General features: G+C 69.1%; 9 protein-coding genes. 3 read left to right on the forward strand and 6 right to left on the reverse strand.

Annotated elements, in window-relative coordinates; all coding sequences use genetic code 11:
• Positions 1-113 precede the first annotated feature (113 nt).
• Complete coding sequence (locus ACLM5J_RS05775) at positions 114-1,877, reverse strand: FAD-dependent oxidoreductase (RefSeq protein WP_413655112.1); 1,764 nt, start codon at positions 1,875-1,877, stop codon at positions 114-116.
• A gap of 79 nt (positions 1,878-1,956) precedes the next feature.
• On the reverse strand, positions 1,957-3,972 hold the full coding sequence (locus tag ACLM5J_RS05780; RefSeq protein ID WP_413655113.1) for an acyltransferase family protein: 2,016 nt from the start codon (positions 3,970-3,972) through the stop codon (positions 1,957-1,959).
• Between the two features lie 102 nt (positions 3,973-4,074).
• Between ACLM5J_RS05780 and ACLM5J_RS05785 the strand changes: the two genes are divergently transcribed.
• Positions 4,075-6,099 (forward strand): TIGR03960 family B12-binding radical SAM protein, encoded by a 2,025-nt coding sequence (locus ACLM5J_RS05785; protein WP_413655114.1) that lies wholly within the window; start codon positions 4,075-4,077, stop codon positions 6,097-6,099.
• Between the two features lie 101 nt (positions 6,100-6,200).
• Here the strand turns inward: ACLM5J_RS05785 and ACLM5J_RS05790 are convergent, their stop codons facing one another.
• From ACLM5J_RS05790 to ACLM5J_RS05805, 4 genes are all read right to left on the reverse strand, one after another.
• Entirely contained in the window at positions 6,201-6,731 is a 531-nt protein-coding gene (locus ACLM5J_RS05790) for a GNAT family N-acetyltransferase (protein WP_413655115.1), read from the reverse strand.
• Positions 6,732-6,796: 65 nt separating this feature from the next.
• Complete coding sequence (locus ACLM5J_RS05795; RefSeq protein WP_413655116.1) at positions 6,797-8,011, reverse strand: CynX/NimT family MFS transporter; 1,215 nt, start codon at positions 8,009-8,011, stop codon at positions 6,797-6,799.
• Between the two features lie 43 nt (positions 8,012-8,054).
• Positions 8,055-8,936, reverse strand: a complete 882-nt coding sequence (locus tag ACLM5J_RS05800; protein ID WP_413655117.1) for a hypothetical protein — start codon at positions 8,934-8,936, stop codon at positions 8,055-8,057.
• Between the two features lie 39 nt (positions 8,937-8,975).
• Complete coding sequence (locus tag ACLM5J_RS05805) at positions 8,976-9,635, reverse strand: hypothetical protein (protein WP_413655118.1); 660 nt, start codon at positions 9,633-9,635, stop codon at positions 8,976-8,978.
• Between the two features lie 103 nt (positions 9,636-9,738).
• On the opposite strand from ACLM5J_RS05805, the gene ACLM5J_RS05810 reads away from it, so the two are divergent.
• Together ACLM5J_RS05810 and ACLM5J_RS05815 are read left to right on the forward strand one after the other, a co-directional pair.
• Complete coding sequence (locus tag ACLM5J_RS05810; RefSeq protein WP_413655119.1) at positions 9,739-10,923, forward strand: winged helix DNA-binding domain-containing protein; 1,185 nt, start codon at positions 9,739-9,741, stop codon at positions 10,921-10,923.
• Positions 10,924-10,949: 26 nt separating this feature from the next.
• Positions 10,950-11,684, forward strand: coding sequence for a TIGR03936 family radical SAM-associated protein (locus ACLM5J_RS05815; protein ID WP_413655120.1), 735 nt, complete (start codon positions 10,950-10,952; stop codon positions 11,682-11,684).
• Positions 11,685-11,789: the final 105 nt, after the last annotated feature.

Genomic DNA, 11,789 nt, shown 5'->3' on the forward strand with positions numbered 1-11,789 from the left:
CCCACCCGATAGTCCCTGACGTTCGGCCCCTGAATTCGGCGAATTCAGGGGCCGAACGTTCGTCAGCGTGGAGTTGGCGACACGAAGTCGCGAGTTGGAGCGTCGCCGTCGAGCTACAGCGGCAGGTCGAGCGCGTTCGGCAGCCCCAGCTTGTAGAGCTGCTCGTCGACCATCTTCAACGCCTCGAACTCGGCCGGCTTGTAGAGCGTGAACATCTCGGCCCGCGAGGCCCGCGATCCCCGCTCGTCGAGGATCGCGTTGACGGCGGCACGGGCCGACTCGTTGGCGCCTTCCATCGTGGCCAGGTCGATGTTGGTCCGTACGTAGTCACCGCTGAGCAGCAGGTTCGGGATGCCGCTGCGGGCCTCGGGGCGGTCGTCCCAGGAGCCGACGGTGTTGATCAGCAGGGGAGTGGCGTTGGTGTTCCGCTTCCGCTTGGGGTTCCAGGCGACCCCGGGGTCGAGGAACCAGGAATGGATGATCTTGTCCGGCAGTTGGGCCCCGGCCGTCTCGTGAGCGCGGATCTGCGCCAGCACCTCGCGGGCGATCTGTGCCGGCGAGCACTGCTTGGCCGGCTTGTTGTAGAGGATCCCCGGCGTGCTCCAGTTCGAGATGTCGACCGACAGGATGTCGCGGACCTTCCCGTCGCCGTAGTCACGGCTGATCTTGCGGTCCTTCCAGAACTGACCCTGGGTGAGCGCGGTGAGTGCCCACGGGGAGTCGATGAAGCTGATGTGCCCGTGGGTGAGCTTGATCGGCTCGCGCAGGAAGTACTGGATGCCGACCATCCAGTCGGGCTTCAACGCGTCCAGGCGGCGCAGGTGCGGGGCGTGCTTCAGGACGGCGGAGGTCAGGGTCTCGCGGGCCCGCTCGACCGGCATCGCGCTGACGAACCAGTCGGCCTCGAAACGGTGACGGCGGTTGCGGCGGTCGCGGAGGATCGCGGCCTCGATCCGGCCCTTGTTCACCTCGTAGCGGACCAACCGGTGACCGCCCACGAACTTCACCCCGAGGCGGCGAAGGTGCCGCATCCACGGGTTGATCCAGGCCTCGTTGGTCGGCAGGTCGAGCACGCGGTCGAGGGCGCCGTCGTTGCCGCGGCCCATCATGTTCATGATGAACGCCTCGCCCATATTGCCGATGGTGCGGGTGCTGGCGACGTCGGCGCGTGCTGCCACCAGGCTCCGGGTCAGCCCGGAGGCGAGGATCGTCTGGTACTCCTTCGAGCGGGTGTTGGCGCCGACGAAGTCCCACCAGCTGAGGTGTTCCCACTGCTTGAAACGGCGTCCCTCGCAGCTGGTCAGGAAGACCAGGAGACGGGTGACGAACCAGGCGAGCTCCTGCGGAGGTACCGAGTTGCCGCCGAGGGTGTCCATCAGGAAGCGGCGCATCCCGTCGACGGTCAGCACCTGCTCGGGGTCCGGCCCGAGTCCGAAGATGAAGCCGTCGGCGCGATCGCCGGCCCGGTAGAACTTGCCACCGGTGGCGTCGGCGAGGTGGTCGCCGACGGTTCCCTTGCCGAACGGGATGCGGCGCATCGTGTTCGGCACGTGGTGGTAAAAGCCGGGGAAGAACCGGAAGCCGTGCTCACCGGGCAGGTCCCGGCGTCCGCCCCTGGCGGTGTTCGGCACGGGGATGCTGCGGGCCTTGCCGCCCCAGGCGCTGGGTTCGAAGACGGTGACCTTGAAACCGCGCTCGACGAGTTCGTGAGCAGCTGTGAGACCGGCCATGCCGCCGCCCAGCACCGCTACCTTCCGGCCGGGCCTGGCGGCGAAGGCCGGGGATCCGGAGAGGGCCAGGGTGCCTGCCGCGACCCCGGAGCCGGCCAGGACGCCGCGGCGGGATACGGGTGGCAGGGATGAGTCGATCGAGGACATAGCGCGTCACCTCGCGAGAACGACGACAGAAGTACTGTGACAACGATGCTGTCATCGTCGGGTTACGGAGCGGCTCGGCCTACCCCTCGGTGAAGGCGCCTGTCTCTTGGAGGAGTTCCCAGATCTCCGTGCTGTGCTTGGTGAGAGTGCTGGGGAGGAAGTGCAGCCCATCACGCCAGACCGGGTCACCGTCCGCGTCGATCGCGTCGCAGATCGGCCAGTGAGTACACATCACGGGGTTGATGTCGACGACGTCGACCGCATCCGAGCGGACGTCGGCGGTCCGGTAGAAGGAGTCGATCAACGGTGGCGAGGTGGGTGCGGGGACCCGGCACTGGCTGATCAGCTTCGAGGTGGCCAGGCACTCCAGGGGGTCGCCGAGCGCGTTCTTCGGCGTCAGGGCCGACGCCAGCACCACGACCTTGACGCCTTCGGAGACGAAGTAGTCCAAGCTGTCGCGGACCGACCGTTCGATCAGCGCGTCGCCGACAAGTTCGGCGTCGGTCATATCGGCGAGATCGTTGCCCCGAGGAAGCTGGGTCAACAGCACCGTGTCGATGTCGAGAGCGTCGATCAGGCCGCCGTACAGCGCATCGCGCGCGGTGGCGCAGTTCTCCCGCTTGGCCGCGGTGTGAACCGGCTTGGTGACGCCGCGCTGCCACGAGCAGCCGCCGACCGAACTGCGGTACAGGCTGAAGCCGTGCTTCTTCGCGAGTTGGGTCAACGCCGGGGTGAGCATCAACGAATGCGAGTCACCGGCGATCAGGACCCGCGGTCCGCTGGGCGCCTCGTAGGCGGTGCAGGAGTCGGTCTCCTGCACGGTGCAGTAGGCGTTGGCAGGACCGGTCTCGCGGGTGTAGGCGGCCCAGTCGAGGCCGGGCGGGATCGGTTCGTCACCTGCAGTGGGCAGCGCCAGCGACGGGCGTTCCGACGAGGCGACGGCGGGGGAGCGGTCCGATCCCAGCATCGGTGGCACGGCGGTGACGGCGAGCAGCACGGAGGCGCCGACCCCGACAACGACCGTGCGCCAGCCGAAGCGGCGGACCCAGCGCCCGGTACGGAGTGGGTGTTCGAAGATCTCGAAGCTCAGCGCGGCCAACCCGCTGGCCACCGCGAAGGTGACCAGGGCCAGGCCCCACGCGGGGAGGTCGAGGAAGTAGGGGATCAGCAGGATCACCGGCCAGTGCCACAGGTAGGTGCCGTAGGAGATCCGGCCGAGATAGACGACGGTGGGTCGTCCCAGGAACCAGGCCAGGCTCTGGTCCTTCTGCTCGGCGAGGGTCAGGACCAGACCGGTGGTGGCCAGGGTGGCCAGGATGCCGCGGGTGCTGGGGGTGAAGTCGACCAGGTCGGTCGCGGCCACCAGCAGGATCGCCAGGAAGACCCACCCCACTCCAGGCCGCAGACGGCTGGGGGCGTCGGCGTCCCGCCTGCTGCGCACCGCCCGCAGACTGAGCGCGGCCAGCGAGCCGGCCAGCAGTTGGTAGAGGCGGGCGTCGGTGCCGTAGTAGGCGTGCGAGGTGTCGTTCTGTGCCCAGTACAACTGGGCGGCGAAGGAGGCGAGGAAGAGCACGGCCAGCCCCACGGCGAGGGCCGGGCGCCACCGCTTGCGGAGCCAGACCAGAACGATCACCACGAGCGGGAAGACCAGGTAGAACTGCTCCTCGATCGCGAGCGACCAGAAGTGCAGGAACGGGGACTTGTCGACGTCGGCCCCGAAGTAGTCGCCCTCCTGGCCGATGAAACGCCAGTTGGCGACATAGAGCAGCGCGCTCTGGGCGTCGCCGGTCCAGGGCACCCGCTGCACGCTGGAGGCGACCATCATGAAGATCGCCGAGGTGGCCACGATGACCACCAACGCGGCAGGCAGCAACCGGCGGACCCGCCGAGCGTAGAAGTGTCCGAGCCGCAGCCCTCCGCGTTCCTCGACCTCGGCCAGGATCAGGCCGGTGACCAGGAAGCCGGAGAGCACGAAGAAGAGGTCCACTCCGACGAACCCGCCGTCGAAGGTGGCGACCCCCGCGTGGAACACCAGAACCAGGTAGACCGCAACGGTTCGGAGGCCGTCCAGAGCAGGGATGTGAGGCTGAGACACGACGTCCACCGTAGGCCACGGCTCCTTGGATTCTTGAGGCCCCTTCCCGGCGACGTAGTCTTGGCTGTTGTCTTGCACTCCCCAGCCTCGAGGTGTCTCTTCGTGACCACGACCGGTAACGACTCCCGCTCTGCTTCGCCGTCGCTCTTCGCCCGCTTGGAGCCGCGTCTGGCGAGCGTGCAGAAGCCGATCCAGTACGTCGGTGGCGAGCTCAATTCGACGGTCAAGGACTGGAACTGTGCCGAGACCTCGGGCCACGGCGGGCCTACCGTGCGCTGGGCCCTGATGTACCCGGACGCCTACGAGGTCGGTCTGCCCAATCAGGGTGTCCAGATCCTCTACGAAGTGCTCAACGAGCGTGACTGGATCGTCGCCGAGCGGACCTACTCGGTCTGGCCCGACATGGAGAAGGTGCTGCGCGAGGGCGACGAGCTCGGCCCGATCCCGCAGTTCACCGTCGACGCCCACCGGTCGGTACGCGACTTCGACTTCTTCGGCCTCAGCTTCTCCACCGAGCTGGGCTACACCAACATGCTCAACGCGCTCGACCTGGCGGGCATCCCGTTGCACGCCGTCGACCGCACCGAGGCCGATCCGATCGTCCTCTCCGGCGGCCACGCCTCGTTCAACCCGGAGCCGATCGCCGACTTCATCGACGCCGCCGTGCTCGGTGACGGCGAGGAGATCGTGCTGCGGATCTCCGAGGTCGCCCGCGAGTGGAAGAGCGAGCTCGCTGCAGGCGCCGACTTCGGTGACCGGACCCCGCGCGACGAGCTGCTCTTCCGGCTCGCCTCGAGCGGCGCCGTCTACGTGCCCAAGTTCTACGACGTCAGCTACGACGAGGCGACCGGTCAGATCGCTTCGGTCGAGCCGAACCGGCCCGGTGTCCCGGCCCGGATCCGCAAGCACACGCTGATGGACCTCGACGCCTGGCCGTACCCGGCCAAGCCGCTGGTGCCGTTGGCGGAGACCGTCCACGAGCGGTTCTCGGTGGAGATCTTCCGTGGCTGCACCCGTGGCTGCCGTTTCTGCCAGGCCGGGATGATCACCCGCCCGGTGCGGGAGCGGTCGATCAACACCATCGGTGACATGGTCGAGAACGGCATCCGTAAGTCCGGCTTCGACGAGGTCGGTCTGCTTTCGCTCTCCAGCGCGGACCACACCGAGATCGGTGACGTCGCCAAGGGGTTGGCCGACCGGTACGAGGGCACCAGCATCTCGCTGTCGCTGCCGTCGACCCGCGTCGATGCCTTCAACATCTCGCTCGCCAACGAGTTCTCCCGCAACGGGCGACGCTCGGGCCTGACCTTCGCTCCCGAGGGTGGTTCGGAGCGGATGCGGAAGGTGATCAACAAGATGGTCACCGAGGAGGATCTGATCCGCACGGTCTCCACCGCGTACTCGCACGGCTGGCGTCAGGTGAAGCTCTACTTCATGTGTGGTCTGCCTACCGAGACCGACGACGACGTCATGCAGATCGCGGAGCTCGCGAAGAAGGTGATCGCCAAGGGCCGCGAGGTGTCGGGTCACAACGACATCCGTTGCACCGTCTCGATCGGTGGCTTCGTGCCGAAGCCGCACACCCCGTTCCAGTGGGCCGCCCAGCTCGACCACGAGACCACCGACGCGCGGCTGAAGAAGCTGCGTGACGCTGTCCGCGCGGACAAGCGGTTCGGCCGAGCGATCGGTTTCCGGTACCACGACGGCAAGCCCGGCATGATCGAAGGCCTGCTCTCGCGCGGCGACCGCCGGGTCGGCGCGATCATCGAAGAGGTGTGGCGCGACGGCGGCCGTTTCGACGGCTGGAGCGAGCACTTCTCCTTCGACCGTTGGGTCGAGTCGAGCCAGCGCGCGCTCGCCGGCACCGGCGTCGACCTGGAGTGGTTCACCACCCGCGACCGCGAGTACGACGAGGTCCTGCCCTGGGACCACCTGGACTCGGGCCTCGACAAGGACTGGCTGTGGGGCGACTGGGAAGACGCTCTCGCCGCCGCCGACGGTGAGGACATCGAGGTCGAGGACTGCCGCTGGACCCCGTGCTACGACTGTGGCGTCTGCCCGGAGATGTCGACCGAGATCCAGATCGGCCCGACCGGCCAGAAGCTGCTCCCGCTGAGCGTTGTCTGAGGCCGCTGCGGAGGTCGAGCTTGTCGAGACCGTGGCGCTGAGGGGCTCGTAGGTTTCGGAGATTGATCTCGACAGGCTCGATCAGCGGTTGACAGGCTCGATCAGCGGTGGAGCGGCTTCTCCAGGAGGGTGAACTCCAGGTCGGCCCGCTGCGGGATGCCGAAGCGTTCGTCGCCGTAGGGGAAGGGCGAGCGCTGCCGGGTGTCGCGGTAGCCGCGACGCTCGTAGTACGCGATCAGGTCGGTCCGTTGCCGGATCACGGTCATCTCGAGGTGGGTCGCTGCCCAGGTGGAGCGGGCGAACGTCTCGGCGTGGGCGAGGACCTGGCGGCCGATGCCGTCGCCCTGGCGGGTGGGGGAGACGGCGAACATCCCGAAGTAGGCGCGGTCCTCGCGGTGCTGCAGGTTGCAGCAGGTGACCAGATCGCCACCGTCGAAACCGGCCAGCAACACGCTGCCGGGGAGCTGGATCGCCGCGCGGACGTCGTCGGCGTCGGTCCGTTGGCCGTGCAGGAGGTCCGCCTCGGTGGTCCAACCTGCCCGGCTCGCATCGCCCCGGTACGCCGACTCCACCAGCGCCACCACCGCCGCGACGTCGTCGAGGTCGGCGTTGCGGAAGGTCAGACTCGGCATGCACGTCATCGTAGGCCGCCGTTCAATGTGACCTCAGCGCGGGGAATCGACCAAAAAGTGCGCGCTCAGGTCACATTGAGGTGGTCTTCGATGTACTGCGGCCGCGCCGCGTACATGCCGAAGACGAACTGCGGGACGGCGATCGCCAGCAGGAACCAGAGCGGCGCGGTCCAGCCACCGGTGGCGTCGTAGATCGCGCCGACGGCGAACGGTCCGACCGCGGCCAACAGGTAGCCGGCCGACTGGGTGAAGCCGGAGAGCGCGGCGGTGCCCGCCGGCGTCCGGCTGCGGAGCCCGATCATGGTCAGGATCAGCGGGAAGGTGCAGGCGCCGATGCCGATCACCACGGCCCACAGGATGGCCAGCGAGTGCGGCGCGATCATCAGACCGATGTAGCCGATCGGGTAGCAGACCATGATCATCGCGAAGATGCCCTGCTGGCTGGTCCGCCGGGCGGCGGCAGCCGGGATCCACAGCGACAACGGCACGCTGACGGCGGCAAGCAGGCCGACCAGGGCGCCGGCGGCGGTCGCCGAGTACCCGGAGTCGCGCCAGAGCTGGGCGAACCATCCGAAGATCGCGTAGGCCTGGAGCGACTGGAAGCCGAAGAAGAGCGCCATCGCCAGGCCGAGACGGGTCCTGGCTACGTCGGCGAGCCGGATCCCACGCCGGGCCTCACCGGGCGCCGCGTCGTGGCGGAGCAGGAAGAGCCACGGCAAGGCGCAGATCGCGGCGAGGGCGGCCCAGATCCCGATCCCGGCGCGCCAGCCCCCGAAGTTCTCGGCGATCGGCACCGTCAGCATCAACGAGCCGGTGAGCCCGATCGCCATCGACGTCGTGTAGGCCGCGGTGAGTAGACCGACCCGGTGCGGGAAGTGCAGCTTGACCAGGGAGGGCATCAGCACGTTGGCGGCGGCCATCCCGGCCAGCGCCAGCATGGAGAGTGCCAGGAACGGGGCGGTCGAGCCGACCAGCGCCCGGCCGGCCAGCCCGACGGCGACGCCGACCAGCGCGAACAGGGTGACCCGGTGGACGCCCCAGCGGCTGGCCGCGGCGGGGGCTAGGGCACCGAAGCCGGCGAAGGCGATCACCGGCAGCGAGGTCAGCAGACCTGCGACGGTGTGGGACATCCCCAGTCCAGCGGTGACCTCTTCCAGGACCGGGCCTACCGATACGGCGGCCGGGCGAAGGTTGAGCGAGACGGTCAGGATTCCGATCAGGATCAGGATCGACTCGGTGCGTGAACTGTCGGAATTGCGAAGGGACGGGGAGCTGGACACAAGGTCCATGGTCTCCCCGCCCCATTATCGGCGTGTGATCGGGTCAGCCGATCTTGCTCTTCAGATCGTCACCGTTGGCGTTCTTGACGTAGCAGGCGACGGTGTCGTCGGGCTCCGGCTCGTCGGTGTCCTCGCTGACCGAGCTCCACGTGAACGAGTCGTCGATCGCAGCGCTCAGGGCGGGGTCGACCAAGCTGCGGCAGACCTCGGCGTCTTCGGCGCTGCCGACCTCGTTCATGCCGACGGCGAACTCCTGCACGGTGCCGACCCAGACGATCTGAGCGTCGTGCGAGTCGCCGCAGTCGCTCTTGGTCATCAGCACGGTGGTCTCGCCGTCGGAGGTGTCCTCATCGACGTTGACGCACTGGCCGACCTTGACGTCGTCGATGTCGACGACCTGGTTCCAGCCCCAGAAGCCGAGCGCGATCGCACCGACCAGCAGCGCGGTGCCGAGGATGCTGATCGGGATCGCGGCGATCGCGGCCCAACGGGCCCGGCGCTTGCCGCCCTTGGTCCGCGACAGCCCGAAGAAGGCGAGGATGAAACCGATCGGCGACAGGCAGCAGGTGAGGCTGAGCACGAATGCGGTGATCGAGACACCGTCGTTGCCGGCCTGGGCGTCGTTGCCGCCCTGCCAGCCCTGGTACTGCTGACCGGCCGGGTACTGACCGGAGCCGTACTGACCGGGCTGACCGTACTGGCCCGGCTGCCCGTACTGCCCCTGGCCGTACTGACCCGCGCCGTACTGGCCCTGGCCGTACTGCTCGGGCTGGCCGGGCTGTGCCCACGGCTGCTCGCCGGCGGGCTGCTCGGGCTGGCCCGGCTGAGCGGGCTCGCCGCCGGTCGGCTGGGTGTTGCCCCAGGGGTCGTTCGGCTGGCCGTCGTTGCCGTCGCCCGAACCCGGGTAGGAAGGCGGTTGGGTCATGTCAGTCCTCGAAACTGGTCGGGTCGGTAAACGTAACTGTTACTGCTGTTCTGAGCTGGTGGAACCGGAAATCGGAGATTCGGGCGCGACCGCGGTGATGGTGCCGCCGTCGCTGCGCCGCAGGAAGCAGGCCACGTAGGTCTCCTCGTCGAACGAGTCGTCGGCCGCCAAGGGCCGCACCTCCAGGCCCGCCGCGGTGATCTCGGCCAAGCTGCGCTGGGCCGCGTCCAGCTCGCTGCTGCACCGTCGTCCGGCGTCGTCCAGGTCTGCTACGTCGGGGCCGGCGGTGAAGGTGGCGAAGACCTCGCCGTGGTGGGCGCCCGAGCAGGAGGTGAGCGCAAGGTCGGAGATCGTGGCGTCGCCCTCGGCGATGGCGGCCGAGATCAGGCAGTCACCGACCGTGAGGTCGTCGACGCGCAACGGTTCCGGCGCGTCATCGCGGGCCACCAGCACGCCGACGGCGACCCCGAGAGCGATGACCAACAGCACGCCAAGGCTCACGGCCGGCCAGAACCAGGCCCGGCGACGTCGCGGGGTGGCGGCATCGGGAGCAGGCCACGGCTGTCCCTCGATGGGCGCCTGCTGCCCCTGCCAGAGCGGCTGGGAGACCGGCGGCAACGGCTGCGGAACGGGCGGGCCGGGCAGCGGGTCGCCGTAGGGGTTGGAGCCGGGCGGCGGAAGGGGTGGCTGCTGCGCCATCGCACGACCCCCTTCTTCCCGACTGTGCCCACCGCTGGACGGGCCCAGCAGGTGGACGGCGACAGTGTGCAGGTTACCGCTGCGCTGCGGCATGCTGTGGGACGTGGTGCATATCGATGATCAGGAACGACGGGCGCGATTGGCGCTGCGGCACGCGCTGACCCCGAGCGGTCGGGCGGCGTCGGTCGAGGAGGCGACGCGGGCGGTGGCGGTGCTGCACGCCACCGACAGCTCGACGATCTATCTGGCCCTCTGGGCCCGGGTCACCGGCCTGAAGCCGGCCGACGTCGACCACGCGCTCTACGAGGAGCGTTCGGTGGTCCGGCAGATGGCGATGCGCCGCACGATCTTCGGGGTGCCCCGGGAGCTGTTGCCGGCCGCGGTGGGGAGTGCCGGGCAGCGGATCGCCGAGCAGCAGCGCCGGGCGATCGCCCGCGACGTCGAGAAGGCGCAGATCAGCGCGGACGGCATCGCGTGGGTGGCCGCGGCGGAGGCTGCCGTGGCACGTCGGCTGGCCGATGGGGGAGCGTTCACCACGCGCCAGCTCCGTGACGAGCTCCCCGAGCTCGACGGCACGATCGACTACGCACCGCACAAGAGCTACGGCGGAGCGCAACCGTTGGCGCCTCGGATCTTCACCGCGATGAGCGCAGCGGGCGTGATCGTCCGGGCCCGCCAGACCCACCACTGGCGGCTGAACAAGCCGACCTGGCAGGCGATGGAGAGCTGGCTCGGTGAACCTTTGGAGCCACTCGACTCCGCAGCCGGCTATGCCGAGCTGGTCGCCGCCTGGCTGCGCCGCTTCGGCCCCGGTACCGAGGAGGACCTGGTCTGGTGGCTCGGCTCGACGAAGGCGGCGGCGCGACGCGCGCTCGCCGACGTCGAGGCGGTCGAGGTGACCCTGGACGGCGGCGCGCGCGGCTGGGTGCTGCCCGACGACCTCGACACCTCGGACGAGGTCGAACCCTGGGTGGCCCTGCTGCCTTCGCTGGACCCGACCACGATGGGCTGGAAGGGCCGCGACTTCTATCTCGCCGGCCGCCAGCCGCGGTACTTCGACTCGGTGGGCAACGGGGGAGCGACCGCCTGGGTCGACGGCCGGGTGGTCGGCACCTGGATCCAGGACGCCGACGGGGTCGTCTCGGTCCACCTCGACGACCCGGTCGAGAGCTGGGCTCAGCGTGCGTTGCAAGCCGAGGCGGAGCGGTTGACCGCCTGGTGTGAGGGGGTCCGGATCTCCTCGATCTGGGTCTCGCCGGCGATGGCGGAGGCGGCGAAGGCGCGGTAGCGGCTCAGGCTCGGTATCGTTCGCGGGTGCGTGAACAACCCGAGCAGCAGGCCCCGCCCGTCCAACGGCTGAGGATCCGGTACGCCAAGCGTGGACGTCTCCGGTTCACCAGCCACCGCGATTTCAGTCGGGCCTTCGAGCGTGCCGTCTTCCGGGCGCGGATCCCGATGGCCTACTCGTCTGGCTTCAACCCGCACCCGCGGATCTCGTATGCGGGCGCCGCTCCGACCGGCTCGGCCAGTGAGGCGGAGTACCTGGAGATCGCGCTGGCCGAGGTCGTGGACCCGGCCGCCGTCGCCACCCAGTTGGGGGAGGCGCTGCCGCCCGGTCTCGACGTCCTGGACGTCGTGGAGTCGCCCGGTGGTTCGCTGAGCGACCGCCTGGAGGCGAGTCACTGGCTGCTCGACGTCGCTGCGGACCCGGCGGCGACCGAGGCGGCCGTCGCCGCCTTCCTGACCGCCGAGTCGGTCGAGGTGGAACGGATGACCAAGAAGGGGATGCGGACCTTCGACTGCCGCGCTGCGGTGGTCAGCCTCGCCGTCGTCGCTCCTGAGCAGGGCGACGCCGACGCGCCGGTCCGGCCGGGCCTCCGCCTGGACCTGGTGCTGCGCCACGGGGTGCCCAGTGTGCGTCCCGACGACGTCCTCTCCGGTCTGCGGAAGGTCGCCGAACTGGAGCTCGGAGGGCAGGTTCTGCTCACCCGTGCTGCTCAGGGACCGCTGCACGACGACGGCACCGTGGGCGACCCGCTGAGTTTCTGAGAATGATCCGGTTCACCAACCGGTGTGCGATACTCCCCATCAGGTCATAGTTGTGCGGCTTGCCGCGCACAGACCCGACGACGTTCCCGTCGGACCAGCCAGGTC

Source organism: Nocardioides sp. Bht2, from assembly GCF_047308515.1.
Taxonomy (GTDB): domain Bacteria; phylum Actinomycetota; class Actinomycetes; order Propionibacteriales; family Nocardioidaceae; genus Nocardioides.

Coding starts and splice junctions, on each gene's coding strand:
- ACLM5J_RS05775 (WP_413655112.1), bottom strand. CDS start 1,877: ATGTCCTCGATCGACTCATCCCTGCCACCCGTATCCCGCCGCGGCGTC.
- ACLM5J_RS05790 (WP_413655115.1), bottom strand. CDS start 6,731: ATGCCGAGTCTGACCTTCCGCAACGCCGACCTCGACGACGTCGCGGCG.
- ACLM5J_RS05800 (WP_413655117.1), bottom strand. CDS start 8,936: ATGACCCAACCGCCTTCCTACCCGGGTTCGGGCGACGGCAACGACGGC.
- ACLM5J_RS05805 (WP_413655118.1), bottom strand. CDS start 9,635: ATGGCGCAGCAGCCACCCCTTCCGCCGCCCGGCTCCAACCCCTACGGC.